We start from the raw sequence: 19,571 nt of genomic DNA, 5'->3' as shown, positions 1-19,571 counted from the left end.
AGTTGACATGCTTAAACTGCATGTTTATAGAGTCTCGTTTGTCTGGCAAAACAACGCGAAAAAAGGGCCGGAAATATTTTCACGTTTTCAAAAAAATTTTTGCCCGATCGCTTGTTTTGAGTCTCTCAGACGCTTTCCCAGACCTCTTTCATGTAACGAAAACTTTCGCGCGCGATGTGTTCGCTGCCCGGTTTGTAGTCGAACACTTCAACTGAAATCCATCCGGGGTACTTCGTTTCTTTCAGCGCTTTGAAGATCGGATGGTAGTCGGTCTCTCCCATTCCAGGTCCGAGCAGGTTGGTGTCATTCACATGGAAGTGACCCGTCCGCGAAGCATACTTGTGAATCAGTTCCGGAATCGATTCTGTTTCTGCACCGGCCATCGCTTTGACATCCTGGTGCAGAACAAAGTTGTCCGCACCGACCATGTCGATTAACTCGATGGCTTCCGCACAGGTATTCACGAAATCCGTTTCTTTGGTAGTCAGCGGTTCCATGCAGATGCGAACCCCGCGCTCGCCGATCGCCGGCAGACAGTTGCGGAAAACTTCCGCTGCATTCTGATAAGCCTGTTCGCGCGACATGCCTTCTTCGATGTTGCGCTGGAATGGAGAACCGAAGACCATCAGGTCTCCGCCCAGATCGGCACAAAGGTTCCCTAACTCCACCAGATAAGCGGCAGTATTTTTGCGAACTTCGGAGTCAGCAGTGGTCAGATGCAGACCTTCGGTTTTTGCCAGAAGCCAGTGCAGTCCAAAGATTTGGAGCCCGCGGTCCTCAGCTGTTTTCTTGAGGGAGGCCCGCTCTTCTTGAGTAATTTTCGATGGATGATCGGCAAAAGCAAAAGGTGCCAGCTCGATGCCCGTATAACCAATCTCCGCGATCAGGTCGCATTGTTTTTCCCACTCCCAGTCGACAAACATTTCCTGACAAATGGCAAACTTCATGTAAATCTCTCACTTTATCTGTTGAACTAATGATGGAATGACGCGTCCGGTCTATTGAGGATAACAGGCTGTCTCGCATTCATCGAGTCTATAAAGACTCTCTTCGATCACTTTTAAAGATTGTCAGGAGAAGATTTAGGTCATTTTTCCACCATGGATCCTCGCCTGAGAGTCACTGAAGGGATGTAACGCATCGTGACGGGTAACGATTGTAGTGATCGAATGGTTTATCGTGACTCAGTAGAAGAGGTTGTGCAGTAAGATGCGGAGAAATGGCGGTCTCAGTGAAGGGGGGCTGTTTCAGTTGACGAAGTAGATTCTAACTGTTTCCAGATTTCAATTTTGTTTGCTGAAATTACAAATAGAGGAATAGACCAATGAAACACGCAACCTGGATTCCCCTTCTGGCGGCCGCTTTGATTATGGCCTGCTTTGGGGAGCAAGCCCAGGCAGGTTACCTGGGAGCAGGCAGATATAAGTGTTGTCCTACAGAAGCATGTACTTCTTGTGGTGATTACTGTGCTGCCAAAGAGTGCTCAAGTACCTGCTACAAAACCGTCACTGAAACCGTTTGGGAAAAGCAGAACTATACCTGTCAGAAGACAGTCTACGATACGATCTGCGAAAAAGTTCCCGTTCAATACACTAAGAATGTTTACAAGACCTGCTACCGTGATGAATGCTACACGGTCTGCAAGCCGGTCTACAACACCTGTTACCGGGATGTCTGCTACAAAGTCTGCCGTCCCGTTTACAAGACCTGCTATCGTACTGTGACCTGCAAACGCCGCCGACCGGTATACAATACCTGCTACCGGGACGTCTGCTACACAGTCTGCAAGCCGGTTTACAACACCTGTTACCGGGATGTCTGCTACACCGTCAGACGTCCGATCTGCGAGACTCACTACCGTGAAGTCTGCAGCACGATCTACAAAACCAATTACAAGACCTGCTACCGCGATGTCTGTCGCACTGTTTGCAAGCCTGTCCACACCTGGCACGATGTTGAAGTATGCTGTGGTGAATGGAAGACGGTTACCGAACACTGCCCCGGTCCGGTTGTAGAAAAATGTGTCTGTGAACCAGGAACCTGGGAATATGACTGCAGCTCATGCTGCCCTGTCTACAAACCCGGTTGCTGCAAAACAGTGAAAGTACAGTGCCCCGGCACTACCATCTGCCGACGCATCTGGTGCCCCAAGACGGTCACCAAGAAAGTCTGCTGCACAACTTACAAACGCGAATGTGTAACCGAGCGGGTTCCTTACACCGTATGTGAGCGAGTTCCCTGCTGCGTTACCCGTAAGGTGCCTTACACCTGCGTGCGTTACGAGTGCGAAACACGGACCAAGAAGGTGCCTTACACAACCTGCGAAATGGTACGTGAATGCCGGACACGCAAAGTGCCTTACACCACCTGCTGCTGGAAGGAAGAATGCGTAACGAAACAGGTTCCTTACACCACTTGCACCATGGTTGAAGAGTGTCGGACCCGCAAGGTTCCTTACACAACCTGCACCTATGAGCAAAAAACCTGTACTCGCAAAGTGCCTTACACCACCTGTGAGCAGGTCTGCTGCACACGGTATGTGACCCGGACCAAATGTGTTCCGCGTACCGTCTGCGTAACCAAGACACGTTGTGTACCGCGACAGGTCTGTCGTAAAGTGCCCGTCTGCTGCCCGCAGCCAACCTGTACGGCTCCGGCACCCAAGACCTGCACTGCACCAGAGCCGAAGACTTGTAGCAACTAGTAAACGAGACGCCAGAAGAATTTTCAGCAACTGAAAATGGAAACTGCGAGAGGGCGGTTGATCTCAGACCAGCCGCCCTTTTTTTGTTGTGGACCTCGCCAGGCATGGAAGTAGACTTCGAGTTTAATCATTGGAGGTGAATGATCTGGTAACTGTGAACCACACGCAGGTCAGCGGTGGTAGCATGCTACCCCCCCCTTCTGATCTCTCCATAGATGTTGTGGACGTGGGCGTTTTGTCTGCCGATCGATGTCAGCCGATTTAATAACGATCACTTCCGAAAACCACATCCCGGTAGTTACTCTTTAATCGCGGAGTGCTCCATTTCATTATTCGTGTTCTTATCTCTTGCAGAGGTACTGACACGATAAACTTGAAAATGTCTCCCCGAGTAAACATTTTTGAATTCCAGATCAACGTCGTAATGCTGTTTGAGATAGGATTCGAACAGAGGAATAAATCTGGGAAGCATTATTAAGTAGAGACGATCTGTTTCATATAGTTCTGTATAAGCTGAATGAATTCCATACTCTTTCATTTTCTGTTGAAATAAAGGTGATTTCTGCCTCCCTGTCAGGTACAGCCACTTCATTCCCTGAATTTCCGACTGGTTATCGAGGGGCAGAAATAAATCAACTGGAAATCTGCACTGCGCGAGGAACACTTTGTCTGGCCAACTCTCTTGCAGATTTTTTAAATCATTCTTAAATCTGATATTTCCCATCACCATCAGGTCTGATCGTTTTACCTGTCCCCAGGCAGAGGCTGTTGCAGCAAGGAAAAGAAGCAGGACTCCCGTCCGAAATACAAAATGCTTTTTGAATTTCTGATTTTTTATCTGCGAGGAAAGATCGGGAAGGTTTAGCAAGAGAGACAGGTAGAATGGTAACGCAGTTAAAGGGATAAATACTCGTTCTGGTAATTTCTTGTAGATTATCAACCCTAACATGATCAGAGCACTCCACATCAGCAGCCACTTGACGATAGATCGTTGCCAGCAGTTTTTCTGGTTAAGAGATGCAAAGAAGATGGCCGCAATGAGAGAGATCACTGAAACTGAATTGGTAAATAAATTCTTAAATGCATTCACGCGAGCCTGCAAAACTTGAGGGTGCTTCCGCAGATTAGTGGCATTCTTTTGTTTGTCAAATCTTTTTAGGTTTGCTGAACTGAACGTGTCCGGATCAAGATAATTGAAGTCACGAATCATTAGATAGTCGGCGTGGCTCCAGCCTGTATCATCAAAAACTTTCCGGGTTTCTTCTGTATATGGAACAAGGACATTGTTACTCACTTGTGCAGCTGCAGCATGATATTGCATGAAGTTTCTCCAGTCTTCATCCTGCTGATAATAGTGTGTATCGTAAAATTTACAGCTTGAAATTCCGATGATGGCAACAACTGCCGGTACCAGATACGGTTTCAAATTAATCACTTTGAAATTATGAAATACACAAACCAGGATCAAAGGCGCACTGGCCAGAACCAGCATTTGAAGTGAGGCAAATCGAATCAGGCTGGAGATGATCAGGCACAAAGCCCCCAGCCACTTCAGCCAGCGGCAGTGGGATCCTTTTGAGTCCAGAAACAGACTCACTAGTATTACCGACAGACCAGCCATCCCAATTAGAAATGCAGTTGTCGTGAACTGAATATGCGTCAGAAGGTAGACACCCACCACCAGGTAAAAAAGCAGGTAACCCAGAACACAGCGATAATCGCGGAGCGACAGCAACAAGGCATAAAGCAATATCCAGTGAGCCAGAAACTGGATCAACAGTAAATAGCCTCCGTACCAGGGCACAAGTGGTGCTGTCAGATACAATTGCTTTAAGATCAACCCAATCAGCACATTGGAGTAGATTAAATGTTCATCCGGTCCATCTACGTTGCCATATCCTGACGCAACCAGTGCCATTGTAGGGTCATCTGGCTGGTCATAGGCTGGAGTGATCAGAAGGAATGTTAATGCAAACAGACAAATTGTAATTCCGAGTGTCCAAATCCCTGTGGATTTGTAACACCAGTTAATCACTCTGATCATTTCTGTTTTGATAACATGAGTAGGCATTGATACTCATCTGTGTTGCAGGAAATTGGGACATAACCACATGATTTAATTGCTGGTAGCAAAATATGTGCCTGTTTGAAAAGGCCGGTCAGAGTTTGAATGGAAGATGAAAACAGAACCACAAAAAACTGTTTCAGTTAATATTCGGCTTCAGTTTTCGTGCTGGCACCCCTACGTAAAGTGCTGGTTCGGTTAGATTTTTAATCACGACTGTCCCAGCACCGGTAGTAATGTTCGGGGCAACATTGATATGGTCGATTATGGTAGTATGAGTGCCAAGGAAACAACTCTGCTGCACACAAGTAAAACCGGCAAGCGTGACGCCTGGACCACAGATTGTATGATCTTCTACTGCTGAATCGTGGGCTATGGTGACTCCTGCATTTAAAATACAGTTGTTTCCCACTCGAGAGCCTACATCAAGAATACACCCAGGAAAGAGGACTGAGCCTGAGCCTATGCAGGCATCTTTAGCCAGAATTACTGAGGGATGAATAATATTAGCAAGTCTGATATTGAGTGAAACAAGTCGATCATAGAGCTCTCTGCGAAATTGCATATGGCGGTAACCAATGGCAATCACCATTGCGTCGCAAGCTCCTTGATTCCACTTCGTCTCTATCGAATCCAGACCTCCCAACAGTGGCAGGCCGTGAACAGAACTGTTCTGGCAGGTGTCATCGAAGAAACCAACTGGGTCATACTGAGGGATATCATTTGCCAGTCTGAGAATACTGTAACCCAGATCTCCAGCACCGATAATAGCCAGACGGCTGACTTTTACACGTCTAATGTCAGGCAGGGGCATCAATATCACCTCCGGGCTGGTTCAGATTATAAGTGTGATAGATTGAATGAATGGGCCTGGCTTTCCTGTGTGGGAAAAAGAGAATTACTTCTCATTCCGGAGGTTCTTTGCTCGTACCGTGTATTGAGGTTTGCTATTTATGTTTAAATGCACCCGGCCTACGTATTCTCCTACAATTCCCAATGCGAGAAGCTGCAGGCCTCCCAAAGTCAAAATTGCAATGATCGTCGAAGCATATCCTGGGACAGAAATATTATTAATGCTGTATTGAATCAGATAAAATATTCCCAGCGAAAGACCCAGTAGTGATGTAACGAGGCCGGTTGCGGATGCTATCTGAAGAGGAAAAATTGAGAAATTTGTGATAATGTTCAATGCATGCAATAATAATTTGCGGATTGAATATCCAGATCGTCCACGTGATCGAGGCTGGTGTTCGATTTCTAAATAAGAGATTCGTGAGGTGTTCCAACTGATCAAACCGTCAATAAATGTAAAATTTAATTTATAGCAGAGAATCGCATCTATTACAGGCCGTCGAATCAAGCGATACGCACTGACAGGGCCAGGTAACCCAATCGACTTTTGAATAAAAAACTGTATTGGTATTGAAGCGAGCTTTCGGAAAGATCCATCATTTCTTCTGAATGGTAAACCATATAACACATCTGTCCCGGTTTCTTCCAGGTATTGATAGAGTCGGTACATCTCTTCTGGTGGATTTTGTAAGTCATCGTCCAGTGTTACAATAATTCTGCCATTGGAATGCTTGAAACCACACATCAGCGCATTATGCTGACCGTAGTTCCTCATCAGCTGTAATCCTTTAATAATTAGAGGGTTTTCAGAAATGAGAGCTGACAGGACCTGCCAGGACTTATCCTGACTTCCATCATCAACAAAGATGATTTCAAAAGAGGCAGTAATCTGAGATGCAGCAGCAACGAGTCGTTCCGAGAGGCCTCGAAGTGTCTCGGCAGACTCATAGACAGGAACGACAATTGACAATTCTAAAGATTCACTCATTAGGTCTCTAACCAGAATAATGGAACTCGATTTCAGGCCGTGGAAACCCGATGTCGTAATTTTCTTTGCGATCCGACAGACTTTGATAAGTAGTGCGGATGAATATTGAACGGGATGTGTTATCCCCAGATATATCTGTGAGCATCCTGGCCTTTCATGAATAAGAGATCCAGAATGGATAACTGTGGATCATATGGTGGATGCAGCTGTTCATACTCAGGATAATTATACTCCATATATTCCAGGGTAATTCCCGATTCATGAAATTGGTCCTGCTGAATGTATTCGCGAGCAGAAGGCCCAGAAATATAGTGATCTGCGCCAGTTTCTTTTACAATCTCAACCAGACGTCCTGTTTTGTCGCCTGTGACGCATAATTCTGATGATTTAACAAACCTGACATCTGAAATCCCAAGTAATTCACTGATCATGATGACTGCATTGATCGTGAAACTGGAAATCGACTCAGTATCCATTGAGTAAATCTCCTGGATTGCGTCTCTAAATGATTTGTAGTGCGGTGCTTTTGAATATGCCTGTTCGATCGAAGCCAGATGTTTACGTTTCCAGCGTTGCTGGTTGTCAATGATGACATCTTTTATTTTGATGCCTTGTGATGTAGTACCTTTCGTGAGGACAGGGATCGTCAGCCAGAAGGAACCGTTGCTGCCTTTGATGCGGTTGCGGTTTCTCCATCCATGTTTGTCGAATTGAACGTCGTCGTAAAATATAAATACATCTGCTTTCTGGATCAGATGAAAATATCCTCTCCATGGGATAAAGGCCGGTTGTAAGATGACACAATTCATTTCGGACCACCACGATCAATCATAATTGCATTTGTGTCACTCTTTTCAGTCTCCGAAACTTTCTGTTTCGACGGTCTCGATATTTGGACAGAAAACTGCCTTTGCTTCCATGATGCCGTGGCTACAGTCCTCCATTTTATACGTTTCTGTGATGTCAGATAGCCTTTTTCCCATTGGACAGGGGTGCGTACCGGTCGTGATTCTATTTCGAAGACTACATCGTCTAACGAGACGTTATTCTGAAAAGCCCAGAAAACTGTTATCTTTTTAACTCCATTCTCAAAAGCCTTCCTTGGAATGCCTGATCCATTAACTCGAAAGCACCAAAGCGCCCAGACACGACCTGTCGAGTATGTCCCAGTGGTTCCAGTGTCTTTTGTGAGGGGTAATAACTGTTTTTTATTTTCTGGTCCGATGCACTGGATTGAATAGAGTCGATTGTAATTCTTGAAATGATCATCGACAAAAACCTGGTGATCCGAAATTCCCAGTAAAATATGGCTCGGAGTATATATGGCTTTGCGAACTGCAGCACATGTACCTGATACAAGACTGGCAACCCGCTTAACTGTTGTTGAATGAAAATATTCAGGAAAATCTGTCGTTCGCCCCATGATCAGACAGGTTTGCAGAAATGCTGTAAAGCAGATTGTGAAGAAGGCGATCTGTTCTCTGGTCCTCCATGATATTGGTATTGTCTGTGAGCTGTGATCGAGACTCTCAGAGAGAGCAATGGGAACCTCTTGTGTTTTCTTCAGATAATGATCCAGACGCTTCCAAATTGAAGGCGGGATTAACAGCAGATACAAGGCAAAATAGGTCAGGCCAAATAGAGGAATGGGAAAAACAATCCCAATCGAAATATGTAATCCAACACCTATGACAAACAGAACTGGTCGAGAGCGTTTCCACCACATCAGGAAAGGAAAAGCTGTTTCAAAACAGAGCGTGAGATATCCCAGAGTTAACATTAACCATTTCTGATCCAGAATGAACTGCGGGACTGTAAACCAGGAGTTTTGAGGTAACGAAGCAGGAAGCCAGACCCCCAGTCCGTTCAGCCACATGGGAGATTTAAATTTATAGAAAACCGAATCTGCATAAACCAGGGCAATTCCCACGAAGATGAGAGCACTTATGTGAATCGAATAATCACGATTCAAGTAATTACTTTGCTTCTTCTTTTGTTTTCGTTTTGCATCCAGAGAGAGCCGGTCTGATACAGGCATCAGCATTAATAGGAAATTAACTCCGATGTAGACATAATCCACGTGATATTCAAAAAGTGGATATAATAGTAGCCCCAGAAACATAACCGTAAACAGATAGTTCAACATGCAACTGATAATCGTCCGATAACCAGCGATGACACACAAAATGGTTCCCAGCCAGACGATCAGCAGCACATTAAGCAATGCCGGTGCAGGTTGCAGAAAGGGAACCGGGTCCAGTAGCAGGTGACGAAAGTAAAACAGATGGCAAACTTCAAGGAAGAACACGCTCGCATAACAGATACGGAACATGCCAAGACAGATCGCCTGTGCCTCAACATCTGCTTGCTTCAAGGATTTCTCAAACATAGCGACACCAATTAGTCAGGGCGGATTGAAACTTTGTGTTTGCTTTCGTTACTAAGACGTTGTCTACGTGAAAAGTTGGTGTGTGTACCGCGCATCATTAACAGGGAAAGTTAAGAGTCTTCCGCGGGCGTTTCAAATAGAGTTGATTTCTCCAGATGTCTGGCCGATCCCGTCAGATAATGTTCAATATCCCTGATAACTCGTTTCTGTTCCTCAACTGAAATTTCATAGTAGAAAGGGAGACGCAGCAAACACGCCGCACAATGTTCCGTCACAGGTAAGTCTCCCTCACGATATCCCCATGTCTGTCCGACGGGGGAAGTGTGCAGGGGAATGTAATGGAAGACGGCACTAATCTGTTGCTGTTTCAAATGAGACAGCAGTCCATCCCGCACCGCTCTGCTGGGGAGCAGAACATAAAACATGTGATGATTACTGACGCAGTCCTCCGGAATTCGGGGCAGACGGAGTAACTGAGCTTCTTCGAGTGGTTGCAGGCTCTGCCTGTAGAGCTCATAGATCTGCTGACGTTTCTGATTGATCTCGCCAAACATTTCCAGTTGTGCATAGAGGAACGCACAGTTCAATTCGCTTAATACAAAAGAAGAACCGATGTCGCACCAGGTGTATTTATCTACGAGTCCCTGAAAGAATGCCTGCCGATTGGTTCCTTTATCGCGCAGAACGTGTGCCCGGTCGACGAACTCCTCTGAGTTCAGGCAGATTGCGCCTCCTTCACCACAGATAAAGTTTTTCGTTTCATGGAAACTGTAGCAACCCAGGTCGCCCAGCGAACCAAGATACTGGTTCTGGTATTGGGCGTTCACGCCTTGCGCTGCATCTTCAATCACACGCAGTCCATATTTGTCGGCGATTGTCAGGATAAGATCCATTTCGCAACCGACGCCGGCATAGTGTACGGGAACGATCGCTCTGGTCTTTTCGGTAATCGCATCCTCGACCAGTCGTTCATCCATGTTGAGTGTATCGGGACGGATATCGACAAACACGGGTTTCGCTCCCATGCGTGCGAAGGCGTTGGCCGTCGAAACAAAAGTGTAGGATGGCATGATGACTTCGTCGCCAGGCTGAAGCTCCAGCAGCATGGCTGACAACTCCAGGGCCGCCGTACAGGACGGTGTGAGGAGGATCTTATGAACGTGGAAACGCTGTTGCATAATCTCCACACAGCGCCGCGCAAAATCACCATCTCCAGAGATATTTCCCAGCGTGACTGCCTGGGCAATATAATGCAGTTCTTTACCAGCAAAAAACGGTTTGTTGAACGGGATTAACGACGCCATACAAAATGTATCCAAATATGTACATCACGCCTGGCGAGGTCTGATGCACTATCATCTTGGCCGATCATGATTTGCGAAACTGAGTCAAATATGAACTATAAATAGCAACAACAGTGCCATTTGCTCAGCGCTGGTTCCCCGTAATTCGAAACGGTGAGACTAACGAGGTTACTGCTATTCAAGGGGGCTTTTCTAGAGGATTTCGGCGTTCTTTTCGGATGCATGAGATCTCTAATCCGAATTATTGTTATAACCCGACGCAGTGAAACTGGTATATATTTTTCTTTTGTATCGGGTATTCTCTGTTATTCCTGCTATTTCACTTTCGACTGGTAGCCGATGTCGTCCCAGGAAAAACAATCCAGAATCTCCATTCTATTGAACTGGTACTGCCAGTCACCGGCGCGTTGCGCAGCAGGTGTTGTGATCTTGTTGTTTGGATTGACACTTCTGCTGATGACGCCCTCTTATGACACCAACGACGACCCTGTTATGGCGCTGGTTGCTTCCGGATATGGAACGGTCAAGGGGCCTGATGAGCACCTGCTGTATTCGAATGTGCTATTGGGAGGCACTTTGAAACAGCTTTACTCTGTCGCTCCCTATGTTCCATGGTACGGCAGTTATCTGCTGCTTTCCCTATTTTTGGCGCACTGGTTGTTGTTGTATGCCATTCTGCTATTGAGCCAAAACAAGTTCTCAGTTTTGAGCTACCTGATTTTTTTATCTGGGAGTCGGGATTTACTTTCTGGCTCATCTACAATTCACCACAGTTGACTCGTAAGGAAAAGAATCCCAATTCTCAAGAACAGAATCCGCCGCAAACAAGAGCTCAAGCTGGTTGAACTCTTTCTTGCTTTGACAGCTCTGAATGCGACACACCAATTCTACAGGTCTCTCATACCGACTTGTATGAACCGATCAGCGATCTTACTTCCAGGAAAAAACGCCTGCCGGATTAGAATCAGGCAGGCGTCTTGAGCATTCTGAAACAGTGTCAGGAAATCTGACCGGACAGGCTCTGTTCCAGAAGTGTGGTGTCTCCTGGTTCGGGAGTCGTTTCTTTCGGAGCATCAGCAGGACCACTGTCGTCACCACAACCGATAGTCAGGCCGGCAGTGCAGATCAGGGTAAGACTGAGTAAGAGTTGTTTCCAGATGCGATTCATATGGCTATCCTTTCTGTTTGTTGTGTTGAGTAGAGATTTAAAACTCTCCGATGGTTTCCGATCCACTCATGGTTCCTAACGCCCCCCAGACACCGTAGGGACTGGGACCGGTCGTAACCTGTGGATCAGAGGGGAAACCGGAATCGATATTTTCACTGACAAAGCGTACCGCACCATCGCCCATCAGCACATGGCAGCCTCCGGTGTGTAAGCTACTGGCAGAATAGATGCCCCATCCCTGGTGTCCGCTCGAAGAGCAGGAAGGACTGTTCGGCGGAAGTACCGTGGTGATCCCGGAGTAAAACGGATATCCGATGGCCCAGCGCTGACCCATCCGATGACCGTCCATGGTGACGTTATAGGTGTTCCCTGAAATCGTACCCAGGCAGGCTGCGGGGTTCGTGTCCAGGTTGGAGATGGAAGCGGCAGCACGCCCCAGAAAGGATCCGGTGCCTCCCAGTTCTCGTTCTGCCATCAGTATGGTATTACTGGTGCCATCCAGAAAATCACGCATCCGGGTGTCTGAGAGCCAGCCGAAAGGTCCGCGGGGATTCTTGGATGAGATGTTGTCATTGATGGTGTCCCCTACGCTCAAGCAGTAGCTGCGAGGTGCCAGTCCACCTTCTGCACGTGGTGGCACCGGTGAGGAGGGGCAGAGCATGAGAGCCAGATGAGGTTGTGGAAACGAATTGGGATCATTCGGTCGGCCTCCCTGACCGGGTAGACTCGAGATCTGGTTCCACAGAGGCGCCTGGTCGAGGAAGGGAAGCAGAAAGACAATGCCGCTCATCCAGCTACGGTTGCCCGTTCCGGTGTCTAACAGTCCTGCACCGGATACATCTCCGCCTGCGCCTCCCTTCAGGCAGGGCAGCACACTATGCGTGTCGGCATAGTTGTGCATCGCCAGACCGAACTGTTTGAGGTTGTTTTTGCACTGCGAGCGTCGCGCCGCTTCGCGAGCCTGTTGAACTGCAGGCAGCAGTAAGGCAATTAAAATGGCAATAATCGCGATTACAACGAGTAACTCAATTAATGTGAAGCCTCGAACGTATTTAGCAGAACGATCAGGTTTCATAATAAACTCCTTTGAATAATGAAGTAGATAACAACTCGGTATGGCAATTCACAGTCTCAGCTCACTGGTGAAAATATGGATATAGCCGACCCGGGATGACTGTGAAAACTAGCGCATTGCGCAGAGGCTAGGGAGCTGCAACCAGCACCCTGAATTCATCGATGTAGTTTGTACCTGTGAATAGTTTGAAGTTGAGCGTTTTGCGGTCTTCGGAGAGTGTAATGATGTCCTGGCGGCTGCCATCCTCTGATACTCGGGTTTCGATTTCCTGGTGTTTAATCTGAGGGCAGTTGCCTCCCTGGCAAAGGGGATTGAGAATGTGGTCGGTTTCCAGCAGCCGGTTTCTGGTGGTAATCATTCCCAACACAGGCTGATGAAAGTGAATCGTGCCTTCTACCGGCAGCATGTCATTCTTGTTGCTGGCTGGATCGTAATAGAGTCGGTAGCAGTCGACTTTCATTCCCCGCGGGATAAAATCGGTATCCGTTTCTATCTGCTCGTAGGACCAGTAGCTGCCAGGCTGGCTGATGGAGACATTGAGGTTATTGTAGAGTTGGATCTCTCTCAGTTCGGGAAAGAGAAAGACTGTGCCATCTCGTTCAAGAAGCTGAAACTCTCCCCGGGCGATCTGATCCGGAAACTGTTCCTGAAACACAACATTTTCGCTGAAACTGTCTACGCTGTAATCGCGGGCAATCAGTGGGATGAAATCGCTGCTGGTATAGTCCCGGGGCAGGATTAACCTGGATATGGAGTCGATCTCCACCGCCTGGTTGGCTGACAGTTCGAGCGGAGTTTGCGAATCTGTTGTACCAGCGACCTGGACTTTCCCCCGATAGACTTTGACTTCCGTGTTTCGGTCCGCTTCTACGTTTACGGAAAAAGATGTGCCAAGATCCACGATCTGACCAGACTGTGTTTCCACGGTAAAGCCATGTCCTGCTTCAGGGATGTCGGCAACCAGCTTTCCCGCTTCCAGAAAGACCGCATTCGATCCCTGGATTGTAAACAGCGCTGGTGCCTGCAGGTTAACGATCGATCCGGAAGTGAAGCGAATTTCAATGGCACCTCTCGACAGCTGTCTGCGCGAACCTGAAAGCAGCGTTTCCTCATCTGCGATCAAACCGGATTCCCAGTGGCTGTCAGCGGTTGGATAAACGTGAGCGACGGGAGTTGTCAGATACATGAAAAACAGTCCGCCGATCGCCAGGCAGATACAGCATGAGATATAGAGAATCAGATTCCAGTTACGCGCCCTGGTATGATAGGAGGCCGGAATATGAGTCATTTCTCGTGGTGAGACTGAGTCGGTGCAGACCCATTCCAGCTGAGTCTGCAGGATCGAAAACTGAGCGAAAAAGACTCTTGCGTCCGGGTCCGTTTTCAGTCGCGCCTGCAACTGCTGCAGTTCGGACTCATCCAACCGCTGATCGAAATACAAAGCGACCAGCCGAGGCAGGGGGTCTTCCCAGTTCGAAGTGTTTTCAGAGATCATCAGATGCGGGGCCTTGCAGAGAGTGTTTTCTGGATGCAATCCTGAAGCCGCAAGCGTATCCGCAAGAGCATGACGCTGATCGCTTTTTCCGATTTTCCCCAGTAGTCAGCAATTTGTTTGAGAGGCATGAATTGCCCGTAGCGTTGTTGCATCATGGTCTGTTTCTCAGCAGGCAGGTGGTTGATACAAGATTTGAGGGCTTCGATCTGCTCGTTATATAGATCGGGCAGGCTGTCGATGGTCTCGGACATGCTGTTGAGTAACTCGTCGTCGAACAGCAGGCGGCTACGGTGTTTGTCACGCCAGTATGACTGGATCTTGTAAAAAGCAACTTTGCGAGACCAGGCCAGGAAATTACTGTCCGGGGTGAAGGTGTCCCGTTTTTCGAGCAGACACTGATTGATGTCCTGCAGTAAATCTCGGGCATCAGTAGTATTACCTACCAGGGAAAGTACGTAGGCGTGTAAGGGCCCCTGATGCTGTAACAGCAGCTGAAAGAACTCATTGTTGACGATAACTTCATTCATCAGTAGGCCTGTATATGATCTACTTCAGTGTCTCAAATCCAATGGAGAGGGCCCCTTCTAACTACATTCCAGATGAAGCAGGTAGACTACATAGTTTTTTCTGATTTTCTGAATAAATTCAGAGTATTCTGATTCTCAGCCGTCATGATTGTAAGTGGCGCGTACCGGGAAATTGATGTAAGTAACTGGCTGGTGGGAATTAACCGTTTGCTCTACTGGTTTTTACTTTAGAAGTTTCGCTGTGAGTCATCTTGGGGCACGGATCCCTCCCCCCCTCTTCTCAATAAGAAGGTAGTCGCTGACGACAATTTGCGTTACTTCAGCAGAAGTCGCGGAGCGTCGTGCAGTTGATAAGAATACATTTCAATCTATTCAACAAAGGAATGGACACAAGGATGACTAAGACTCCCCATTATGCGATTCGAGGTGGTCTGCCTGGTCGGGAACGGTTACGTGTTCTGTCACGTGTCATGTTGGAGAGCACTTCCTCGTTTTTGAACCGGTTGGAACTGGTTGATGGTCAGAACTGTCTGGATGTGGGTTGCGGCGGAGGAGACGTGACACGCGAACTGGCCCGCCGCATTGCTCCCGCGGGCAGGGCTGTCGGCATTGATCTCGATGCAACCAAACTCTCCGTCGCGCAAAAGGAAGCACGTGACCTGGGTTTATCCAACCTGGAATATCGTCAGGTCGATGTGCGGGGTGCAGCAGGTCCGCCGGAATATGATGTCGTCTATTCTCGTTTTGTACTGACTCATCTCAGCAATCCGGAAGCAGTTCTCAGCTCTTTTCTAAAGCAGTTACGTCCGGGAGGAATCCTGGCGCTGGAGGACATCGACTTCAGTGGTTCATTTGCCTGGCCGGAAACTGGTGCGTTTCGCAGGTTTTATGAACTGTATTGCACTGTCGTTCAGAACCGGGGCGGTGATCCGCATATCGGGCAGCGCTTGCCTGTGCTCGTGAAAGATGCTGGACTGGAATCGATTCACGTTTCAGTCGTGCAACCCACGGGACTGACTGGTGAGGTCAAACTGCTCAACGGTTTGACGATGGAGAACATTGCCGACGCGGTTTTGGCAGACGGACTGGCATCCACTGAGGAAATTGACCAGATCGTAGATGAACTCAATGCATTTGCCGCAGACGAGCGAACCGTCACCGGCTTACCCCGCATTGTGCAGGTCTGGGGACGTTTACCTCAGAGTTGAGCTTCGTATCGTGACGTTCCAGTCAGACAAAATCAAACAGTGACTCCAAACCAGAGATCACAGCCGATGCTGAACTGTCTTCACCCGAACGCACGAGATGAAAGCCTTTGATACCTGCTGTCTCAGGTCCGAGAACATCTGAAGCATAGCTGTCACCAACCATCAGGATTTCTTCAGGAGCCAGATTCAGCTGCTGGATGGCCCGTTGATAAATCGCAGGATCTGGTTTGGAGAGACCGCATTCACACGAGAAGAGAACGACATCAAAGTGAGAGCGAAGATTGTGTGACTCGAAGGGCCGGATGTAAGGTGTAGCTAAATTGGAGATGACCGCAGTCTTCACCTGCTGACTTTGAAGCTTTTCTAAAGTAGAGAGCACATCCGGAAAGAGCCTCACTTTGAGCAGGTCATCAGCAAGGATCTGCTCCAGTCGCTCCAGGTTGAGCTGTGTCTTCAACCGAAGCAGACTGGTATAAGAATCCAGAGTGGGGCAGTCATTGACCAGTGCTTTGTGAATGGCTGCCTGAACACTCAGCGAGGTACAGTGTTTCGCCACTTGTAAAAAAGGTCTGTGATCCTGCGTGAGTTCCAGCAGAGTCCCATACAGATCAAAAATAACGGCCTTAATCACGGTTTCAGCTCTCAGCTGTCTCGCTGGTTTTTCTCGCATCCCGGATCCAGTGGAACCGGCTTACCAACTTTGTCGACCGGATGCGTAAACAGGTACAGCCAGACCGCTTCATGGATATACTGGCCCTTCGCATTCTTACCAGCACTGCCACCAGGGACGACGGAAGAATGGGCACGGCGGGTATTGTTTTTGACATCGAAGTCGGTAATCAGCCGCCGTGTATTTTCATAAGGAGGTTTCGACTGATCAACGTTGACTATTGGTCCGTATTCATTGAGGCCAATCAGCTCCCAGGAACGACAGTAATGGTCGCCGGTCCAACCGCCGTCCAGCACATGGGAGAATCCAAAGTAGCGGTTTGTCGGAGTTGCTGAAGGGAGAGACTGCCAGTTCTGATACTGATCGCGGGGACCACAGAACATCACGACCCGGCTCACCTTCTGATGCTTGGCAAAACGGGCAGCGGTGGTAGAACCATGCGAACTGCCCGCCATGATCACATCATCCCAGCGCAGATCTTTGCCGTCGGGAGTCAGGTAATAGTCCCACTTTCCCTGGGGATTGTTTTTCGCCAGCCATTTTACGAACTGCAGGGCCCGCTCTTTCATGCCATCGGGCTTCGGGATGGAAACCTGATCGCTATAGTCCTCGCCGGTAGCAGCTTCCAGCCTCACATTTCCCCGGCAGGTCTCGCCAACCGGATTCTCGCGACAGACTTTGGAGAACCAGCGGTTTGCATAATGGACCTGAATTGCGTGAAAACCTAATTTCGAGAGGCCGTCAAACAGCTGGCTGTTATATCCCATCAGCCAGATGACCAGTTTACCCCGTGGTTTTTTCCGTGTATCGACCACGGCGTGTTCCAGGTCCTGAACTTTTCCCTTTGCTTCGAACACGTAGTCGATTTCCGGATGTTCCTTGGCGCGGGGATCGATTTCACTGGCCCGCGCGGTGAGCTTGTATTCCTGCGGACGTCGATCGCGGTATGTTAATTGACGTTCCTGTGCCAGGGCAGGGGAGATGGAGAATTGAACGAGGAGAACAAAGACGAGCAGCGATTTGCAGTTCAGCATAAAGACACCAGATAGTATTGAAAACGAATGATGCGATTTGAAACTTACCAGATCTGATTATATCGATCTGGCTGACCTGATTCCCACCCAGACCGGATTGATCTCCTGAGAAGGGGGAAGTTTTTATCTTTGCAGCTTTAACTGCGCATAAAAACAGACCGCAGGGTAACTGTGACCTGCGGTCTGTATATGTATGTCACATGTGTGATTGCGAGCTTAGAACAAGCCGCCGAAAGTATCCAGCAGAGCCGAGCTGAATGTGGACGGATCGTCGTAGTGCCACATCGTGCGAACCAGGTCATACATCATGACGCCGCACAGACACATCAGCACTGTTGAGAAGCCCAGGGCGACGAAGGTGCCAACCCCCCACTCCGGTTCGGGAGCGGCCATCGCACCACCACGTCCACCGGCAAAGGAAGCGGGTGCTACAAACTCGGCGTGGCTTTCTCCACTCTGGAATGAATCGTCAAAGTCGTCGTCGTCAGCGTCGTAGATGTCATCGAAGTCATCTTCGTCTTCATCAAAGACATCTGACATGCCGTCGTCGCTGGCGAAGTCGTCGTCTTCATCAAAGATGCCGGATTCACCATCTTCATCGGAGTCCAGAATGACGGATCCGGAAGATCCACCGGCACTGCCTTCATCATCCAGCATCAGTACGCTGGTATCCGCGTTCGAATCATCGGCAGACAGGTCGAAGCTGCTATCGTCGTCATCATCCAGCGCGGGAATTTCCATGGTCGCATCTTTGCTCGCGCCAGATGCCATCATGGGGTTGGTCTCTTCGGCATCGAACGGCTCGAGTGAGATTCCACTATCGGCTGTAATCGAGATATCACTGCCTGTATCGTCTTCCAGTGAGATGCCACTTTCATCATCGGCCAGAGAAAGGCCACTCTCATCATCTCCTCCCAGTGAGATTCCGCTTTCATCGGCTGCTTCGAGGGAGATTCCACTGTCCAGCGGGCCGGCCAGGGAGATACCACTGTCCGACGCCAGAGAGATGCCACTGTCTTCGGCCAGGATGGAAGAATCATCGCCTTGATCTGAAACCAGAGCGACATCACTGTCACTGACCAGTTCCAGGTCGTCATTGCCTACCAGGGCGACGTCGCTTTCGCTACCCATCGGACTGGAGTCGTCAGCAACGAGTTTCACATCGCTGTCACTTCCCAGGTCCAGATCCATGAGTTCCTCGTCCTGTTCCGCATCGGCGTCGACGAGCTTCACATCGCTGTCACTGCTCATGTCGATGCCCGAATCGTCGGTCAGGCGAACATCGCTGTCTGAGTCTTCGCCGACGGCAACCAGTTCGGGTTCGCTGTCGAGTTGCAGATCATCGCCTTCATCGACCACCAGACGTACATCGCTGTCAGAGCTGCTTAATTCGACTGGCTCATCATCATCGTCATGGACACTGCCCCGAATCACAGTTGCCTGCTCACCGACTTCATCTTCATCGATAACGCTGTCTGATTCAGCGGAGATTTCTTCTTCATCCAGAATTCCGGAGTCGAACAGGTCGTCGTCTTCCAGGTCCGCATCTTCGGTATACAGGGGAATGGCGGGATCTGAATCTGCCTGCCGGGTTCGCCCCAGTTCTTCGATATCTTCCAGACGGAACTTCCATGCACCCCGGTCGGCAAAGCCTCTAATGTCGCCCGCTTCCCGCAGGCGGTTGAGTTCTTCAGTTTCCATGCCCAGCTGCGCTGCTGCTTCTTCGAGGTTCAGGTACTTTTTGGCCATGGTGGCGCGACTCCGACATCAATGATGTAAATTGAGAAATGAAGTTGTGTTATTCGTCATCGGACAATTGTCTCGGGAATTTCAGTCCGATTAAACCTGAAAAACGGTAGACGAATGCCTTGGCGAAGAAGATACGGGTTCGGTGAATAATGCCAGCCGCACCGGTCGCTCCAACCTCATGGCTGATAGTGACGGTTCAAGGCTCAAACCTTCCGAACCCCTTTATTTATCTATTTTTATTCTAAATGAGAACCGGTCTGTTGCAAGTACCTTCTTGCTGATTGGCGGTTTCTTCAGAAACAATTTCTCATTCGAACCATCTGTCCAGATTGAAGGTGGTTCG

The 19,571-nt window shown here is 48.6% G+C and carries 17 protein-coding genes; 3 read left to right on the top strand and 14 right to left on the bottom strand.

Features of this window, described 5'->3' with window-relative positions; translation table 11 throughout:
• Window positions 1-125 precede the first annotated feature (125 nt).
• Entirely contained in the window at window positions 126-947 is an 822-nt protein-coding gene (locus tag FYZ48_RS04470) for a sugar phosphate isomerase/epimerase family protein (protein ID WP_145044386.1), read from the bottom strand.
• A 377-nt stretch (window positions 948-1,324) separates the two neighbouring features.
• Here FYZ48_RS04470 and FYZ48_RS04465 point away from each other — a divergent pair, with 377 nt between their 5' ends.
• On the top strand, window positions 1,325-2,704 hold the full coding sequence (locus FYZ48_RS04465) for a hypothetical protein (protein ID WP_145191772.1): 1,380 nt from the start codon (window positions 1,325-1,327) through the stop codon (window positions 2,702-2,704).
• 298 nt (window positions 2,705-3,002) lie between these two features.
• On the opposite strand, the gene FYZ48_RS04460 is transcribed toward FYZ48_RS04465, so the two are convergent.
• The 6 genes from FYZ48_RS04460 to rffA all read right to left on the bottom strand — a co-directional run bounded on the left by FYZ48_RS04460 (window position 3,003) and on the right by rffA (window position 10,302).
• Entirely contained in the window at window positions 3,003-4,775 is a 1,773-nt protein-coding gene (locus FYZ48_RS04460; protein WP_149337953.1) for a hypothetical protein, read from the bottom strand.
• Between the two features lie 133 nt (window positions 4,776-4,908).
• The gene (locus FYZ48_RS04455) at window positions 4,909-5,583 is read right to left on the bottom strand and encodes an acetyltransferase (RefSeq protein WP_149337951.1); all 675 of its coding nucleotides are present in this window, start codon (window positions 5,581-5,583) and stop codon (window positions 4,909-4,911) included.
• 84 nt (window positions 5,584-5,667) lie between these two features.
• Window positions 5,668-6,609, bottom strand: coding sequence for a glycosyltransferase family 2 protein (locus FYZ48_RS04450; RefSeq protein WP_149337949.1), 942 nt, complete (start codon window positions 6,607-6,609; stop codon window positions 5,668-5,670).
• A gap of 119 nt (window positions 6,610-6,728) precedes the next feature.
• A complete protein-coding gene (locus FYZ48_RS04445) occupies window positions 6,729-7,418 on the bottom strand; it encodes a WbqC family protein (protein ID WP_149337947.1) in 690 nt (229 codons plus the stop codon).
• Window positions 7,415-8,998, bottom strand: a complete 1,584-nt coding sequence (locus FYZ48_RS04440) for an HTTM domain-containing protein (protein ID WP_149337945.1) — start codon at window positions 8,996-8,998, stop codon at window positions 7,415-7,417. Before FYZ48_RS04440 ends, FYZ48_RS04445 begins: the two co-directional genes overlap by 4 nt.
• A gap of 110 nt (window positions 8,999-9,108) precedes the next feature.
• Window positions 9,109-10,302 (bottom strand): dTDP-4-amino-4,6-dideoxygalactose transaminase, encoded by a 1,194-nt coding sequence (gene rffA, locus FYZ48_RS04435; RefSeq protein WP_149337943.1) that lies wholly within the window; start codon window positions 10,300-10,302, stop codon window positions 9,109-9,111.
• A 339-nt stretch (window positions 10,303-10,641) separates the two neighbouring features.
• Here rffA and FYZ48_RS04430 point away from each other — a divergent pair, with 339 nt between their 5' ends.
• A complete protein-coding gene (locus tag FYZ48_RS04430; RefSeq protein ID WP_149337941.1) occupies window positions 10,642-11,079 on the top strand; it encodes a hypothetical protein in 438 nt (145 codons plus the stop codon).
• 220 nt (window positions 11,080-11,299) lie between these two features.
• Here the strand turns inward: FYZ48_RS04430 and FYZ48_RS29160 are convergent, their stop codons facing one another.
• The 4 genes from FYZ48_RS29160 to FYZ48_RS04415 form a co-directional block, all read right to left on the bottom strand.
• Window positions 11,300-11,470 (bottom strand): hypothetical protein, encoded by a 171-nt coding sequence (locus tag FYZ48_RS29160; RefSeq protein ID WP_187781868.1) that lies wholly within the window; start codon window positions 11,468-11,470, stop codon window positions 11,300-11,302.
• Between the two features lie 37 nt (window positions 11,471-11,507).
• Window positions 11,508-12,545, bottom strand: coding sequence for a DUF1559 domain-containing protein (locus FYZ48_RS04425; RefSeq protein WP_149337938.1), 1,038 nt, complete (start codon window positions 12,543-12,545; stop codon window positions 11,508-11,510).
• A 127-nt stretch (window positions 12,546-12,672) separates the two neighbouring features.
• Entirely contained in the window at window positions 12,673-14,040 is a 1,368-nt protein-coding gene (locus FYZ48_RS04420; RefSeq protein WP_149337936.1) for a FecR family protein, read from the bottom strand.
• Window positions 14,040-14,567 (bottom strand): sigma-70 family RNA polymerase sigma factor, encoded by a 528-nt coding sequence (locus FYZ48_RS04415; RefSeq protein ID WP_149337934.1) that lies wholly within the window; start codon window positions 14,565-14,567, stop codon window positions 14,040-14,042. Before FYZ48_RS04415 ends, FYZ48_RS04420 begins: the two co-directional genes overlap by 1 nt.
• A gap of 395 nt (window positions 14,568-14,962) precedes the next feature.
• On the opposite strand from FYZ48_RS04415, the gene FYZ48_RS04410 reads away from it, so the two are divergent.
• On the top strand, window positions 14,963-15,775 hold the full coding sequence (locus tag FYZ48_RS04410) for a methyltransferase domain-containing protein (protein WP_187781867.1): 813 nt from the start codon (window positions 14,963-14,965) through the stop codon (window positions 15,773-15,775).
• Between the two features lie 22 nt (window positions 15,776-15,797).
• Here the strand turns inward: FYZ48_RS04410 and FYZ48_RS04405 are convergent, their stop codons facing one another.
• From FYZ48_RS04405 to FYZ48_RS04395, 3 genes are all read right to left on the bottom strand, one after another.
• Window positions 15,798-16,445 (bottom strand): HAD family hydrolase, encoded by a 648-nt coding sequence (locus tag FYZ48_RS04405; protein ID WP_149337930.1) that lies wholly within the window; start codon window positions 16,443-16,445, stop codon window positions 15,798-15,800.
• Window positions 16,418-17,479, bottom strand: coding sequence for a BPSS1187 family protein (locus tag FYZ48_RS04400; RefSeq protein WP_242022383.1), 1,062 nt, complete (start codon window positions 17,477-17,479; stop codon window positions 16,418-16,420). Before FYZ48_RS04400 ends, FYZ48_RS04405 begins: the two co-directional genes overlap by 28 nt.
• A 216-nt stretch (window positions 17,480-17,695) precedes the next feature.
• Window positions 17,696-19,228 carry a hypothetical protein gene (locus tag FYZ48_RS04395; RefSeq protein ID WP_149337928.1) on the bottom strand — a complete coding sequence of 511 codons (1,533 nt, stop codon included), beginning with the start codon at window positions 19,226-19,228 and terminating at the stop codon, window positions 17,696-17,698.
• Window positions 19,229-19,571 lie beyond the last annotated feature (343 nt).

This window comes from Gimesia chilikensis (assembly GCF_008329715.1).
GTDB lineage: Bacteria > Planctomycetota > Planctomycetia > Planctomycetales > Planctomycetaceae > Gimesia > Gimesia chilikensis.
The sequence above is the reverse complement of the archived record's forward strand: the minus strand, read 5'-3'. Positions and strand labels throughout refer to the sequence as shown.